The sequence below is a fragment of the Pseudoalteromonas sp. HM-SA03 genome, from assembly GCF_002289345.1.
In the GTDB taxonomy this organism is placed as follows: domain Bacteria; phylum Pseudomonadota; class Gammaproteobacteria; order Enterobacterales; family Alteromonadaceae; genus Pseudoalteromonas.
On sequence record NZ_NSDG01000028.1, the window covers coordinates 328 to 17,001 of the forward strand.

Genomic DNA, 16,674 nt, shown 5'->3' on the forward strand with positions numbered 1-16,674 from the left:
ACATTCCCGATTTTTTGTCAACACTTAATTTTAAGTTTCTTTTCGAAGCCTCAAAACCTAAGTTTTACTTGACTCCCAACTCGTTAGCCTGTTGCTTTTCAGCGCTGCTCCCCGTGTCGGTGGATGCGCATTATAGGGAAATCCGATTTTAGTGCAACCCCTTTTTTCATTAAAACTTATNCATTCGAACAGAAAACACACAAAACAGTTTAAAAACCACATTAATGCAATATTTTCTTCATAAAACTGTCACCAGTTTTCGCGAAAGGATCATAAGTATTGATCAAATTTGGGAGGATGCAAGATACAGTTGAAGAAATTTTCACCTGTATCTTGATATTCAACTATCTATTCTTTTAGTAAAGAAGACTATATAACTTTCGTCGATAGGCTGAAGCAACACTATCGCCATCAGGAAGCGAAGCGATAATATCTAAAAATCCCTTTTTGGCTTCACCGTAGTTCATATCTTTCTTAAGCACTATAAGTAGGCTTGCCAATGCTTCTTCTTTTTTACCCACATCTAACTGAGCTTGAGCTAACTGACAACGTAAGTCTAATGAATCAGGCTCAGCTTCCACCGCTTGCTCTAGACGCTTTACCTCTGGTGAATCTTGTGCAGCCGCAGCTTGCGCCAATTTAGCGACTAAATTGTGGTAATACGGGTCTCGCTGTTCTTCATTTACAGAATCTAATAACGCTTGAGCTTCATCAAATTTTTGAATTTGCATACAGATATCCGCAAACACCAACTTAACTCGAGTGTTACTACTGTCAATGTCGTATGCCTTCTTCGCATAACCAAAGGCATTATTTAGGTCACCGCTTGCAAGAAACTGCTTCGCTTGATCAAGTAAAATAACTTCAGGTGATGGTAAATGATCAGACAAAGCTTCTTTAATTTCTTCTTCTGTTTTTGCCCCTGCCAGCATATTTACTGGCGCACCACCTTTTAAAATCACAATCGTTGGCAAAGCCTGTAAACCAATTTGCTGAGCGAGTTGAGATGCCAGCGCTTGTTGGACATCACAATCAATAACGCCTACGGTTATATGCTCACTATAAGCTGTCGCTATCCTCTCCAATATTTGGTCTTGCTGAACACATTCAGGATTTTGATTGCTATAAAAGGTCAGCAATAACACTTTCTCTGGATTTGGATCGGTTATTACTTGCTGAATGTTTTCAGGGGTTAGTTGGATTTTATTGCTCATATTCTATTTTCTGTCTGAGTAATTAATATGGTTGATATAGTGGCACTATCTGAATTTACAACCAAGCCAAGAAAACAATTATGTAGAGCTTGGCTTTCTCTTTCGGGTAAATTTCCCCTTTCTTGCCCCACGCTTTTTAAATGCAGGTACAGGAACACCTTTCAGTGCATTTGTATTGATAGACTGAGCGCTGTCAATAAATCCACCTAATTCATCACAAAGCGGTTGCATAAATTGATTATACGACGTTTCCTTATTGGCGATCTTTCCGAGCAATGATTCCCAGAGCGCAGTTCTGTCTGGTAATGAAAGTGACTCAGGTAAGGTTTGAATAAATGCTTTTCCCAGCGCCGTAGAATATATCGTCTTACCTTCTCGTCTAAGAAACTGCCGTCTAAACAAAAGCTCAATAATTCCGGCCCGCGTCGCCTCAGTGCCAAGCCCATCAGTGTCTTTCAATACCTTTTTGATAGATTGATCGGAAACAAACCGTGCAATACCTGTCATCGCACCTAATAAGGTAGCTTCAGTGTAATGCTTTGGCGGCTGAGTTTGTTTTTCTTTAACTTCACCTTTCTCGCATAAAAGTTGCTCTCCCACCTGTAACTCCGGCAATAGGCTTTCTTTCTCTACCTCATGACCTTTAAACAGTATCTTGAATCCTTGATCTGTTATTTGCTTCGCGTGTGCTTTGAATTGACCACCACTAATCTCCAACTCCACTTTAGTTTCGTTGTAGCGGTAGGGGTGAAAGAATTGCGCAAGGTACTGTACAGAGATGAGTTGATAGACCTGTAACTCTCTATGCCCAAGCTGAGCACTGCGGAGCTTTTTAGTGGTTGGAATGATAGCGTGATGCGCTTCTACCTTTTTATCATTCCAACACGCTCCTTTTAGATTCATATCAGCTAACTTAATAAACTTACTGTCTAATCCCTGATTGTGATTAGCAGCCGCAATGACTTGCTCTCTTTCAACAAAGTGTTCTTGTGGTAGATAACGGTTATCTGATCTAGGGTAAGTGATCAGTTTATGTTTCTCATAGAGTGCCTGACAAATATCCAACACTTGCTGAGCCGATAAACCGTAGCGCTTATTTGCGTCAATCTGCAAAGAAGAAAGGTTATAGGGTAGCGGCGGATTTATCTTTTTTGGTTTCGTTTCAACCTTATTTATTGTTGCTTGCTTTTGACTGATCCGATCCGCAACATTTTCGGCTAAGGCTCTAACCAGAACACGCCCATCTTCGTCCATATAGGGCTTACATGCTTCACTTGGTACCCACTTAGCTTCAAAAACACCCCAATTTGGTTTATTGATGTGTGCAATCACCTCATAAAATGGTTTAGATACAAAGTTCTCTATTTCTAGATCCCTCCTAACAACCAAACCAAGTACCGGCGTTTGCACTCTACCAACCGACAAAACAGTATTCACTCCCGCTTTTTGCCCGGCCAACGTAAATGCTCTGGTTAAATTCATCCCAAATAGCCAATCCGCTCTAGCTCTTGCAAGTGCAGATACACTTAAAGGAACAAATTCTTGATTAGAACGTGTCGAAGCCAATGCCTTTTTCACAGCTTGTGGGTTCAAATCACTGATCAACAAACGTCGGATCGTTGCTCTTTTCCGCTCTGGCAAATTTACGAATTGAAATACTTCGTCCACGAGCAATTGCCCTTCTCTATCAGGATCTCCAGCATGATAGATTTCATCGGCTTTTGTGAGTAACTTTTTTAAAGTGCTAAGCTGCTTTTTTGTTTTTGGCTTTGCTTTGAACTGCCATTGAGTAGGCACGATTGGTAAATCATGAAACTGCCATTTTTTGTATTTGGCCTCGTAGTCTTCAGGTTCTGCTTGTTCCAACAGGTGACCTATACACCAAGAAACCACATCACCATTCGCGACTTCTATATAACCATCTTGTTTTTTATGTGGTTTTGGTAAGACATCGGCGATTGCTCGACCTAAAGAGGGTTTTTCTGCGATATAGAGTTTCATGATTAGCTTAACTGTATATAGATACAGTTATCATAGTGAATTTTGACAAAAAACGCCATAGCTGCAAAGAGACTGTCTCCAGTCTCTTTGCAAACCAACAAACTTACGTTCTTAATAAATTAAGTTGCTTGTGTTTTTGTTCGACTATCAACGTCATTGAACTGGCCGCTTGCTCTACTTCATCTGCGAACTTCGAAAGCTCAGCAGCGGCATCTGAAATGCCCGTCGTATTCGTATTAATTTCTTCGGTAACCATGCTTTGCTCTTCCGCAGCCGTAGCAATTTGTGTTACTTCATTAGAAATACTTGTCAACTCAGCAACCAGCGTACTCATTAACCTTGCCGACTCTTGACAGTAACTTACAGCATCTTCACCTAGCTTCACTGAGCTCTCAATGATCCGGCCTGAGTTTGCGACCTCGCTTTGTAAGTTATCTATTAGTTTACTAATGTCGTCCGTCGAGGCTTGTGTTTTTGACGCCAAGGCTCGAACTTCGTCTGCAACAACCGCAAAACCACGTCCTTGCTCCCCCGCCCTTGCAGCTTCAATTGCTGCGTTTAAGGCCAGCAAGTTAGTTTGCTCAGCAATGGCTCTGATCACTTCTAGTATTTTAGAAATATCATCACTGCGCTCAGACACTTTCACGACTGCTTGTTTTGCATCAATAACTTGATCCGCCATTGATTGCACCGTTTCGGTCGTTTTAATGATGCTTTGTTCGCTTTGCTGAACTTGATCAGCGGCCTGATTCGTACTTGCAGCCGCTTTTTCCGATGCCCGAGCCACCTCTGAAGCGGTTGCACTGAGTTCGTTAATTGCAGTAACTACGCTATCAATTTCTAAATGCTGATTAGCGACTTTGTTTTTGATGTTAATCGCGGCCTCTGTTGTTCGATGCGACTGCTCGTAGGAAGATTCAGCAAGACCTTTGAGGTCATCAATCATCTTTCGTAGTTTATCAGTAAAGCGGTTAAAGCCATGCGCCAACGCAATCAACTCAGCGTGATGACTCACTTCTAGCTCGTGCGTTAAATCACCTTCGCTAGACGCTAAATTCTCGACTCGTTCCTGAATATGCGTAAGCGGGCCGATAATTGTGTTCACTAATACTACCGCAATGGCAATACCTATAATCGCAATGACAACACCAATGGTAAGCATCCAACTACCAACAGAGTCTGTCGACTCCTCAAGTTGACTTTGCAGGGTGGTTGCAGAGCTAAGTGCAATTGCCTTAGGAAGCTCAATTACAAGAGACCAAGTGGTGTTTGGTAACGCAATATTAATCGGTACCGCTACGACTAAGTCCTCACCAAACTCTTTAATCCCTGAACCTGTGTGCAATGATTTTAACATATCGGCCCTATCTGACTTTGTCGACTCCGCAAGCGGGCGTGCTAGGTTCTTGTAGTGACTGGAACCCACAACAAGACCAAGCTCACTTAATAAGGTTACTTTAGCAGCTCCTGAGTAAAGCGAGTTTGAGAGTTCATCAACCATAGTTTGAAAAACAGGCAAATTTACATCCACGCCCACTAAGCCTCTAAATTGACGATTGACCACGACCGGAGTGGTTAATGAGGTCATCAGCATTTTGTTACCCGGAGAAATTTCATATAAATAGGGCTCCATGATGCAAGGCGCTACTTTATCTTTTGCACACAAATACCACTCAGCTTCCCGTAGGCCAAACTCATTAATAGCGTCAGCATATTTTTCTTCTGCTGACTCAACTTTTTGTTGCATCGGACCATTAGCTTCTTGAGTAAAGTAGAGCTCCAACGTACCACCACCAGGTACGGAATGACTTGAACCACCTTGATTACTGGCATCATTACCATCATAACCATTCGGCTCAAACTGCGCATACATAGAAGACACAAAACGATTTTGCTTTAGCGCACCATTGACAATTTCTTGTACTTGTTCACGGCTCAGAGGATCCTGCTCGGCTGTATGCGATAGCACACCCGCCAAAGTGTAAGGAACACGATAGGCTTCATTGATAAAGCCAGCCACACGTTGCCCATATTGATTGCCTTTAGCGATAAGGCCTTGGGATATTTCATCATAAATCGCTTGTTGGACCCCTTCACTCTGCTTGGTGTTTTCTGCTGCAAGGTGAAACCACATTGTTGTCACTAATATAACAACCAAACTCGTTACTAATGCTGTTACAAAGAATAAGAGTTTGTTTTTAATCGAAGCTTGTTTCATAACATTCCCAGTTTTTAGACTTAGTATGCAAACAAATTGCACTACACGTTCATCATCAACTTGATAAAACGAGTGACCCCTATTTTTATCGGCGACTATGAAGTCTTTTTTAACTGTAGCAAAAAATTTAATAACGTACTGAAATTTATGATGCTTGAACGAAGTATTTTGAGGGCTAAGTTATAGAATGATGGATAAAAAATAGCGCCGAAGCACTATTTTTTTATTTTATCTTTGCCAGTCGTCTTTTCATTACTTGGCAAGCGGTGATGTATTGCTGACTTAATCAACATATATCCAGAAATGGGGGCCGTGAGCAGCAAAAATATCGAAATCAAGATTTCCTTTACACTCACGCTATCAGTCGTGGTACTGAAATACACCATTGCTGAGGTCAATAAGCACGCCATTCCAAGCGTTGTCGCTTTTGTAGGACCGTGGAGACGCATAAAAAAGTCAGGCATTTTCACAAGACCAATAGAACCTATCAATACAAACGCACCACCTAACAGTAATAAAATCGAAATTATCCATTCTGACATATCGCTCTCCTATTCTATGATGTCGCCGCGTAGCAAATATTTACATACCGCAACCGTACTTACAAAACCAAGCATTGCTATTAATAATGCGGCTTCAAAGTACAATGCAGTCCCCATACTCATTCCGTAAAGAATAATAAGCGCAATGGTATTTATGTACATAGTATCGAGCGCTAAAATTCTATCTGGAATTGAAGGCCCAACAACCAAACGCCAAAGATTTAGCAAAAGTGATACACCTATCATCGCAAAGACAATAAGAATTACAGTTTCTAGCATTCAAAAATCTCCTTCAATGGCGCTTCATAACGAGATTTAACAGTATCAATTAATGCTTGCTCATCCGTAAGATCTAACACATGGATCAGTAAGTATTTACGTTCTGGTTTTTCACCACTTTTTACAGACTCAGGCCAGGGGTATACCTCAGCACTTACAGTGCCGGGAGTTAAAGATACTGTGCTGGCTAAAATAGTAATTGGCATAGCTTGATCTATATCGAGCGGCACCAATACGAAACCGGGGCGTAATTTCTTCGTTGGTCCTAAAATCTTTATTGCGACCTCAACGTTGGCGGTAATGATATCGTAAAGCACCAACAGCAAATGAGTAAACGCACGCCATGGCTTAATGATCAGTGGCTGCTTAGTTCTGAATCGATAGGTTATGAGCGGGATCACAATTGCTAGAATAGTCGCGAGAATAATATGCCCAGCAGACACACTATTATTTAGCAATAACCACACAGTAAATAGCAGTAAGCTGCGAAATGGCGTTGGTAGCCATTTAAACCTTGCTTCTAAACGCATCTATTTCGCTCCTTTTAACACAGCATTCGTCATGCTAGAAAAGTCATGCAAAGAGTCGGCTGCCGACAATGCGTAATCAGTTAATGGACCGGCAAAAATCACCATTAACGGCGCACAAGTTATCAAGGTAAGAATTGCGATAATTTGGGCTGGATGCGCTTTTTCTGCCGATTGTGTATCGACCTTACCTGTGTGATGCCAAAACACTGTGCTACCAGCTTTTGAGACACTAACTAATATCGCTAAGCTTACTAATAAATACACCGCCCAAAACCAATACGTGTGACTCGACTCGATAGTCGACTTTAAGATCCATACTTTGCCAATAAAGCCTGATAACGGCGGCATACCAATCACAGTGATTGCCGCAATCGCAAACATGATGCCAAGTAACATAGGCTGAACTACTGGGCGACCCGCGGTGATCCTATCAGCGACTTTCCCCCTTTGTTTCCCCACTAAATCAGCAAGTAAAAACAAAGCAGCAGACACTAATGTCGAATGCACTAAGTAGTAAATGGCTGCAGCACTGCTATTTACCGTTTGTACGGCGACTAATGCCACTAAGGTACCAACTGACACCACCACTAAATTTGCAGACAGCTTACGTAAGTCTTGACTAGCAAGCACGCCGATCCCACCCATGACGATAGTCGCCAGAGCGAGCCACCATAACCATTCTTGTGCCATATGACTTAATTCACCAGCTTGATCGCCAAAAATCAGCGTGTATACACGCATCATGGAATACACACCCACTTTAGTCATGATTGCGAATAAAGCAGCAACAACAGGTAACGCGGTTGCATAGGTGTTTGGCAGCCATAGATGAAGCGGTAGCAAGGCGCCTTTTAGCGCAAATACAACCAATAATAACAAGCCGCCAATTTTAGCAAGATAAACATCATCTCCTTGTAAGAAGGTGATCTTATATGCCATATCCGCCATGTTTAGGGTACCAAGCACACCGTACAAGATACCTAATGCAATCAAAAATACCGACGAACCTACTAGATTTAGGATCACGTATTGCAGTGAAGCACGGGTATTGTGCTTATCACCACCATGCATTAATAGCGCATAAGACGCTATCAACAAAATTTCAAAGAATACAAAAAGGTTGAACGCGTCACCAGTTAAGAAGGCACCGTTTACTCCCATCACCAAAAAGTGCAGCAACGGATGGAAGAAACTTCCTCTTTCGTCGTCTCCCGCACAGCTATAAAGCGAACACACAAAACACAACAAAGCGGTTAAGCTAACTAACAGAGTAGAAAGTTGGTCAGCAACTAACACAATACCAAATGGCGCTTGCCAGTTACCAATCGCATAAACCTGAATGCCAGACTGCTGAACATGTAGTAAAAGTGAAGTACAAATTGCAAACGTAATAAGCGATAGAAGTACTGATACTTTGCGCCTAATCGCTACGTTTTTACCACACGGTGGCATCAGCAGGATCACCCCTGCCAACATAGGTAATAAAATAGGTAAAGAAGTCAAATGTTGGATCATGCTTTACCCTTTTTGTCAGGAACAATGCCATTTACATGGTCATTACCCAAATCTGAACGACCGCGAATAGCTAAGATCACGACAAATGCCGTCATCGCGAAGCCGATTACAATTGCCGTCAATACCAAGGCCTGCGGTAGTGGATCTGCATACTCACTGCTATAACCAAGGACTGCAGCTTTGTTTAAGGTTAATCTACCCGATGCGAACAAAAACAAGTTGACCGCATAAGACAACATAGTTAAACCAAGAACAACAGGGAACGTTCTTGCTCGTAGAATCAAAAATACGCCACAGGCTACTAGTAAGCCCACGCACGATGCATAAAGCAATTCCATTAAATATTCACCTCTTCTTTGGGCGCATTTGCCGTTACTTTACCTAGGCTCGCCAAAATCATCAGCGTTGCACCTACCACGGTGATATAAACACCAAGGTCAAATGCGATGGCACTTGCCAACTCAGTTTTACCTACCAATGGGATATCAAAATAATCAAACCATGAGGTTAAGAATGGTTTGCCAAAGAACCAGCTTCCTACACCGGTTGCTAGAGAAATAGCGATACCCGTTGCGATAATCTTGCGGTAGTTGACATTAAAGCGCTCCGCAATCCAATTCGAACCATGGGCAATGTATTGTAAAATAAAGGCTATTGCTGTGATTAGGCCTGCGATAAATCCACCACCTGGTAGATTGTGGCCGCGCAAGAAAATATAAACTGAGACCAGCAATGCCAGAGGCAATAAGCTTTGCGAAATACTTGCCAGCAGTAATGGATATCTCTCTTTCGCCCAAGGTCTTCCTTCACTATCACTGCCAGGCATAAATAGTGGTAAGTTAATGAGCAACTTATAAATTCCCAGCGCCGCAATACCCAATACGGTAATTTCACCTAGCGTATCAAATCCACGGAAATCCACTAAGATAACGTTAACAACATTGGTCCCACCACCGCCAACTTTGGCGTTTGCAATAAAGAACTCAGAAATACTGTCTAGTGGTCTTGTGATTAAGGCGTAACTAATACTTCCAATGATCACACCAATCGCTGAAGCAATACCCATATCACGTAATACACGTATTGAACTAGACTCCTTCGGCGTTCTTTGTGGTAAGAAAAATAACGCAAGCATCAACAGAATAATGGTTACTACTTCTACCGTTAACTGAGTAAGCGCTAGATCCGGTGCTGAGAAGCGCGTAAAGGCAACCGACACCATAAGACCAACAACCGAAATCATCAGCAGTGCAACCATACGAGTACGATGCCAGATAACCGTGCCAATCGCTCCAATCATTAATAAACCAGCACCAATACCGTTATGCACATCAATTGGCGTCGGCTCCAAATTACCCACTAATTGTGACATTTCAAACAATGGCCAGCCTGCACTCACCAGCACAACAATAAACATCAGCATCAGATAACGCTGTAACGAACCATTTTCTATTGCGTTTACGCGCGCGCGACTCCAAGACACTATGTTGTACATAGTACGTTCAAAGGTTTTCTTAGCGTTCATTGGCGGTAATGAAGCTTGGAATTGGAATAGATATTTGCGCTGAGTATAAATTAATAAACCACCACATACCGCAAGGCCACTCATAAGTAGTGGTAAATTAAAGCCATGCCAAATAGCAACCTCAAAGGCCGGCGCAGCCTCCCCTAATACCGCACTTGATGCTGTTTTTAACATGCCATCGACGATAAAGTTAGGGAACATGCCGACTATCAAACATAAAGCAACCAAGATTTCGATTGGAAAACGCATATAGCGTGGCGCTTCATGTGGCTCCTTAGGTAAGTCAATTGGATCTCCGTTGAAGAATACGTCATGAATAAATCGCGCCGAATACGCAACAGAGAATGCTCCAGCGATTGTTGCCAAAATTGGAATTAACCACGACATAGAGCCCAAAAGTTGCTGGTGTAACGTCTCGGCAAAGAACATTTCTTTAGACAAGAAACCATTAAGTAGCGGCACCCCTGCCATCGCAGAAGCGGCAACCATCGCAAGCGTTGCAGTATAGGGCATAAAACGCCACATACCGTTGAGTTTACGCATATCACGAGTGCCTGTTTCATGGTCAATGATCCCCGTCGCCATGAATAAAGAGGCCTTAAATGTTGCGTGGTTAATAATATGGAAAACCGCCGCAACAGTCGCAAGCTCAGTGTCCAGACCTAGCAATAAGGTAATTAGGCCTAAATGACTAATCGTTGAAAACGCCAGAAGACCTTTTAGATCATGTTTAAATAACGCGATATAGGCACCAACGAGCAACGTCGCTAAGCCAGTTAAGCCAACGAGAATAAACCACAGCTCTGTACCCGCCAGCGCAGGATAAAAGCGCGCCAGTAAGAATATCCCAGCTTTCACCATAGTCGCAGAGTGCAAGTACGCACTTACGGGCGTTGGTGCAGCCATCGCATGCGGTAGCCAGAAATGGAATGGGAATTGCGCGGACTTGGTAAATGCGCCCAATAGTACAAGGATTAACGCCACTTCATATAATGCATGGGATTGAATAAGCTCACGACTCGATAAAATCACATCTAGGTTATAACTGCCTACAATATCTCCTATCAACATCAAGCCGGCAAGCAGTGCTAAGCCGCCACCGCCAGTGATCGCAAGTGCCATTTTAGCCCCTTTGCGGGCCTCTGACTTATGCCACCAATAGCTAATAAGTAAAAATGAACTAATGCTGGTAAGCTCCCAGAATAACCACAGCTGTAATACATTATTGGACATAACGATACCAAGCATGGCGGTCATAAAGAGCATTAAGTAAGCATAAAGTTTAGGCATGGAGTCATTGCTGCTAAGGTAGTATCTGGCATAGAAGATCACCAGCATACCAATGCCCAAGATCATGAAAACGAACAACAGCGCAAGACCATCCAGTCTAAACGCGATATTAATATCTAGAAGCGGGACCCATTCAAATGTGTACCGAATAGTCTCTCCTGCGAAAACGGCAGGGGCGAGATCAACAGCAAGTAAAATTGCCACTGCTGGCGCTACTAAGGTTATAGCAGTCGACTGATTACGAGAAAGCTTTCCCGTAAATGCAGAGATAAAACTGCCAATTAAGGATAGCAAGGGTATCCAAAATAAAGTCATAGATGAAACCTTTTATTTGCGTCGTTATGGCTCGTTTAGATTAATGCGACAACCCCCCTTCCAAGTTGGAGCGAACGGTACACATTAACCACACGTACATGAACCCTGTTATACTTGATTAGTGTTTGAGTTGTCTAGAGTTTCACTTTCTAGCTGATGCTATTTTAGCCAACCTTAACAAACTATTCAGAATAAGTTCAAAACTATTCAGCCGAATTAACCGCTATTTTATCTGCTAAACGTCTTGAATTCAGTACAGTTAACCACCTTTTACGGTAATTTTCATCTAACTTAATTGATTGATATTCCAGCAAAGAGTGACTGTTTGAGGGTTTATAGGAAGAAAGTTTACCTAACTCGCAGGTGCGACTCGGCACCCAATTGTTCGGTGCGTGGTCACCAACGTAAAGATTTGGTGCCTTTTGCCCTGAAGTCGCACAAAGCCACTTTGCTTTTTTAGCTGGTATTGGGTATTCATCTTCAAAGCCGCTAAAGTGCATAAGCTCATGTATCAGCGTATTGTAGGTGCTGGTGGCACTCAAAGTCATGTGCTTGCCGCTGACATTAGCAAGCCCTTTCGCTGCCATTAACACCAGATGATCGTATTTCGACAAGCTCTGATCGTGTCGTAAGTCACACATTGCAAATCCCCTTTGCGTCTTACAACTGAGTTTGTTCGCCGCATATATCGGTTTAGATAAGCAATATACGCCTTTGACTGGCTCTGGCTGTTCCTCATAAGCATGTTTAAGTGCTTGTAAACGCTGCAATCCATCTAAATCACTGGCGATTAGTGCAAGATTAAACTGACAAGACGCGCTTAAATGCTGAAGTTCTGAGAGCGATTGAAATTGTCTTAAGTAAGGATTATTCAAAAATGTCGTTACAGACTTTCCTTGCCACACCGCGAGCAACGAAGAGAGTTTTGGGTTTAACGCGTAGCGCTTTGAAAGCGCATAAAGCAAGTGATATCGACCAAGTGATACTAACTGTTCGGACACTTGCTGACGCTGCTGACGATTTAAACGGGACCAAGTATCGAGTAAAAGCAGCTTAGTGCTATTTTCCTCCTGAGCACTCAAACTGCGCTGTAACCGTTCAAACTCCCATTTTGGTTGCTTTAGGCCTGCAATGGCTTTTACTAATTGTGCACTTGCTTGTGAGGGTAATACCTCAAGCGCTGGTGCAATGGCAAAATAGCTATTTGGATTGGTGACGATAAGTGCTGATTTTTGCGCGATAGAGAGGTGTGCATAATTAGGGCTGCTTGAAAACAGCTGCCCTATAAGCATAAAAATAAAAAGGTGCTTAGCTCGCGTCTTGTTCGTCATTCAGTTGGGCAAGTAGATCAAGCTCAAGACGGGCGTATTTATGTTCTACAAACTCGTATACATTGGTTGCCAGTGCGAGCTTAAAATAGCTAATCGCAGAGGCTAAATCCCCTTGGGTCTGATATTGCTTAGCCAGATAAAAGTAGGCCTCACAGAGACGCTGTGCATACTCTTCTTGGGTGCTCACGCCCTCAGAGATCTGCGCAAGAAATGCTTCTTCAGATAAAGTACCCAAATACAGTGCAACTAACTGAGAGGACCACTCTTTAGGATCTAAAGCTTGGCTATTTGCCGCTAGTGTTTGTTTGGCAAGTACACCGTCTACTTGCTGCTGAGCAATATATAGCCACATAGCACGGTACGCATCTTTTGGAGCGCGCGCCAAAAAGGCTTCAAAATCTTTTATAGCTAAATCAGCTCGCTCGCCGTAATACAATGCGATACCACGATTTAAATAGGCATATTCATGTTGCTCGTCAAGCTCTAAAACGGCATCAAACATTTCATATGCCCGGCCATAGTTTTGCTCTAACGTTTGATGAATACCAAGAAAGTTATACACTTCCGCGAGATCTGGTTTAATTTTTACGGCTCGATTGAAATCAATGCGAGCAAGAGTTTGTAAGCCAATGCTATCGTACAACATGCCACGATTGTATAGCAGCTGTGCGCGTTGTTCATTTGCCATATCTGGTTGCAAAAGTAACTCGTTAAATCGAGCAATGGCAATTTCATTACGGAAATTGGCTTGAAGTGGTACTGCAAGCGGAACATTTACAATGTTTTTAGTGGCCTCTGGCTGCGTGCTTTTACATCCTACCAACCCCATTAGCACTAATGGCACAACTATTTTCGCTAACTTCATTTCCTTCCTCATTCAATGGCATTTGCTCGTTTAGAGTCTTTGCGCAGGTATACCAACAATCTGATTATGTAACCTGAGGTTTGGATAAGGAATGTTCCAACTCATTGTTGCTAAAGCACAACTTAGTTTTCTCCTTGTCTAGCCAGAGAGTTTTAGGGAAAACAAGGCGAATTTACGCACCAATAGCTGGCTATTGGAAGTGNNACGCAGTTAGCGCTAAAACTNTTCTGCTAGAAAGGCATTAATTATCCGCAGCTCAGGTTATGTACTATAACTTTGCCTAGTTCTCTATTGACCAGATAAACTCAGTTTTGTTTCATCATTTTGAGTCAAACAGCATTAAAGCATAAAAAAAGGGGCTATTCAGCCCCTTTACACTTCTATTCTATGCAAAGCCTTGCAGAGATTACTCAGCGCCCTCTTCTTTAGGCTGCTCAGCTTTTTTCTCTTGTGCTTCTTTGATACTTAAGCGAACACGGCCTTGGCGGTCAACTTCAAGTACTTTAACTTTCACTTCTTGACCAACAGATAAGTGATCTGAAACGTTATTTACGCGCTCTTCACTGATTTGTGAGATGTGCACTAGGCCATCTTTACCAGGAAGTACGTTTACAAACGCACCGAAGTCTACGATACGGATAACTTTACCAGTGTAAAGCGTACCAACTTCAAGCTCTGCTGTAAGCGCTTCGATACGTGAAATAGCAGCTTGTGCACTATTACCATTCGTTGCAGCGATCTTGATAGTACCGTCGTCTTCAATTTCAATCGTTGTATCTGTTTCTTCAGTAAGCTGGCGAATTGTTGCACCACCTTTACCGATAACTTCAGCAATCTTCTTCGCAGGGATCTTCATAGTGTAGATACGTGGAGCGAACTCAGATAGCTCTTCAGAAGGTGCAGAAATCGCTTGATCCATCACACTTAGGATGTGTAGACGCGCTGCTTTCGCTTGGCGAAGCGCGATCTGCATGATTTCTTTGGTGATACCTTCAATCTTGATATCCATTTGTAGTGCAGTTACACCGTTTGCTGTACCCGCTACTTTAAAGTCCATATCACCTAAGTGATCTTCATCACCAAGGATGTCAGAAAGTACGACGAAATCTTCGCCTTCTTTTACCAGACCCATCGCGATACCAGCAACTGAGGCTTTAACTGGAACACCAGCGTTCATTAGCGCAAGTGAAGTACCACATACTGATGCCATTGAAGATGAACCGTTTGATTCAGTGATTTCTGATACTACACGTACTGAATATGGGAATTCAGCCAGTGTTGGCATTACTGCCGCAATACCACGCTTGGCTAAGTTACCGTGGCCGATTTCACGACGCTTAGGAGACCCTACAAAACCCGTTTCACCTACACAGAATGGAGGGAAGTTATAGTGAAGCATAAAGTGATGCTTGTGAGTACCAGTTAAGTCGTCTAGCATCTGCGCGTCACGCTCAGTACCAAGAGTTGCTGTTACAAGTGCCTGAGTTTCACCACGAGTAAAGATTGCAGAACCGTGAGTACGTGGCAGTACACCCGTCATCACGTCTAGCGCACGAACCATATCTGGTTCACGACCGTCGATACGTTTTTCGCCAGCAATGATACGGCTACGNTTCTCAAGTGAGCTGAATGTTTTACCTACCACTTGCTCGTCTAGTGACTCGCCTTCAGCAACTTCAGCGCCTAGCTTTTCAATGACTTCTGCTTTTGCTTCAGAAAGTGCTTCTTTACGTGCAACTTTGTCAGTAATACGGTAAGCATCACCTACTTTTTGCTCTGCAATTGCAGCGACTTTTTCAGCTAGTGTTAAATCTTTTTCAGGTGCAGTCCAATCCCATGCTGCTTTACCAGCTTCAGCACGGAATTCTTCGATTGCTTTAATGATAGCTTGTGATTGCTCATGACCGTATACAACAGCGCCAAGCATTTCTTCTTCAGTTAACACTTCAGCTTCTGATTCAACCATTAGTACTGCGTTTTCAGTACCAGCAACAACTAGGTCAAGCTTACTTGTCTCTAGCTCTTTTAACGTAGGGTTAAGTACGTATTGACCGTCGATGAAACCAACGCGCGCCGCACCTAGCGGACCATTGAATGGAATGCCTGAGATAGCTAATGCTGCTGAAGTACCAATCAAAGCAACGATATCAGGTTGGATCTCAGGGTTTACAGAAACCACTGTCGCGATAACCTGAACTTCGTTTACAAAGCCGTCTGGGAATAGAGGGCGAATTGGGCGGTCGATAAGACGAGCTGTTAATGTCTCACCGTCTGAAGGACGACCTTCACGCTTCAAGAAACCACCAGGAATACGACCCGCAGCGTACATTTTTTCTTGGTAGTTAACCGTTAGTGGGAAAAAGTCTTGGCCAGGAGCCGCTTCTCTTCTTCCTACAACAGTAACAAGTACCGAAGTATCACCAATGCTTGCAAGTACTGCGCCGTCAGCTTGACGTGCGATAGCACCTGTCTCTAGAGTCACTGTGTGCTGACCTAGTTGAAATTCTTTAATAATTGCTTGCACAATATTTTCCTTACTAAATTGTTTTCAACGTCAACGGGGACCAATCACAGTCTTAAATAAACTCACCATAATTTACTTAAGCACTACAATTGGAAATCCGATTGACGCTTGTTTAAAAGTATTTTTAAACGGCTGTAAGTATACTGATAGAACAGCCACAAAAAAAGGGGCTAATTAGCCCCTTTTTTACTGTTGGATAAATTTCCAACAAGAAATCAAAAATATTAGCGACGTAGGCCAAGCTCTTTGATTAGTGCAGCATAACGGTCAACGCTCTTGCCCTTTAGGTAGTCAAGAAGGTTACGACGTTGGCTAACTTTACGTAGAAGACCACGACGTGAGTGGAAATCTTGCTTGTGGTTAGCGAAGTGACCTTGTAACTTGTTGATGTCAGCAGTTAGAAGTGCAACTTGTACTTCTGGTGAACCTGTATCACCTTCTGCACGTGCGAACTTTGCTACGATTTCTGCTTTTTCTTGATTGCTTAGTGACATAATAACTCCAAAATAAGTTTAGTAATGCTTC

General features: G+C 42.8%; 13 protein-coding genes. All 13 read right to left on the reverse strand.

Annotation, left to right across the window (positions count from 1 at the left end; translation table 11 throughout):
* Positions 1-356: 356 nt before the first annotated feature.
* A complete protein-coding gene (locus CKO50_RS05180) occupies positions 357-1,214 on the reverse strand; it encodes a tetratricopeptide repeat protein (protein WP_095727296.1) in 858 nt (285 codons plus the stop codon).
* 78 nt (positions 1,215-1,292) lie between these two features.
* Positions 1,293-3,215 carry a DNA topoisomerase III gene (locus CKO50_RS05185; protein ID WP_095727297.1) on the reverse strand — a complete coding sequence of 641 codons (1,923 nt, stop codon included), beginning with the start codon at positions 3,213-3,215 and terminating at the stop codon, positions 1,293-1,295.
* Between the two features lie 103 nt (positions 3,216-3,318).
* On the reverse strand, positions 3,319-5,433 hold the full coding sequence (locus tag CKO50_RS05190) for a methyl-accepting chemotaxis protein (RefSeq protein ID WP_095727298.1): 2,115 nt from the start codon (positions 5,431-5,433) through the stop codon (positions 3,319-3,321).
* Between the two features lie 215 nt (positions 5,434-5,648).
* The gene (locus tag CKO50_RS05195; RefSeq protein WP_095727299.1) at positions 5,649-5,975 is read right to left on the reverse strand and encodes a Na+/H+ antiporter subunit G; all 327 of its coding nucleotides are present in this window, start codon (positions 5,973-5,975) and stop codon (positions 5,649-5,651) included.
* A gap of 9 nt (positions 5,976-5,984) precedes the next feature.
* The gene (locus CKO50_RS05200) at positions 5,985-6,254 is read right to left on the reverse strand and encodes a K+/H+ antiporter subunit F (protein WP_010370838.1); all 270 of its coding nucleotides are present in this window, start codon (positions 6,252-6,254) and stop codon (positions 5,985-5,987) included.
* Positions 6,248-6,784 (reverse strand): Na+/H+ antiporter subunit E, encoded by a 537-nt coding sequence (locus CKO50_RS05205; protein ID WP_069020959.1) that lies wholly within the window; start codon positions 6,782-6,784, stop codon positions 6,248-6,250. The genes CKO50_RS05200 and CKO50_RS05205 overlap by 7 nt, the downstream gene beginning before the upstream one ends.
* Positions 6,785-8,299, reverse strand: a complete 1,515-nt coding sequence (locus CKO50_RS05210) for a monovalent cation/H+ antiporter subunit D (RefSeq protein ID WP_095727300.1) — start codon at positions 8,297-8,299, stop codon at positions 6,785-6,787.
* Positions 8,296-8,637 (reverse strand): Na+/H+ antiporter subunit C, encoded by a 342-nt coding sequence (locus CKO50_RS05215; protein ID WP_010370832.1) that lies wholly within the window; start codon positions 8,635-8,637, stop codon positions 8,296-8,298. Before CKO50_RS05215 ends, CKO50_RS05210 begins: the two co-directional genes overlap by 4 nt.
* Entirely contained in the window at positions 8,637-11,429 is a 2,793-nt protein-coding gene (locus CKO50_RS05220; RefSeq protein ID WP_095727301.1) for a monovalent cation/H+ antiporter subunit A, read from the reverse strand. Before CKO50_RS05220 ends, CKO50_RS05215 begins: the two co-directional genes overlap by 1 nt.
* Positions 11,430-11,632: 203 nt before the next feature.
* Entirely contained in the window at positions 11,633-12,760 is a 1,128-nt protein-coding gene (locus CKO50_RS05225; protein ID WP_095727302.1) for a hypothetical protein, read from the reverse strand.
* Positions 12,738-13,625 (reverse strand): lipoprotein NlpI, encoded by an 888-nt coding sequence (nlpI, locus tag CKO50_RS05230; protein ID WP_095727303.1) that lies wholly within the window; start codon positions 13,623-13,625, stop codon positions 12,738-12,740. The genes CKO50_RS05225 and nlpI overlap by 23 nt, the downstream gene beginning before the upstream one ends.
* A gap of 406 nt (positions 13,626-14,031) precedes the next feature.
* Positions 14,032-16,149 carry a polyribonucleotide nucleotidyltransferase gene (gene pnp / locus CKO50_RS05235; RefSeq protein ID WP_095727304.1) on the reverse strand — a complete coding sequence of 706 codons (2,118 nt, stop codon included), beginning with the start codon at positions 16,147-16,149 and terminating at the stop codon, positions 14,032-14,034.
* Between the two features lie 224 nt (positions 16,150-16,373).
* The gene (gene rpsO / locus CKO50_RS05240) at positions 16,374-16,643 is read right to left on the reverse strand and encodes a 30S ribosomal protein S15 (RefSeq protein ID WP_010370825.1); all 270 of its coding nucleotides are present in this window, start codon (positions 16,641-16,643) and stop codon (positions 16,374-16,376) included.
* Between the last annotated feature and the right edge of the window lie 31 nt (positions 16,644-16,674).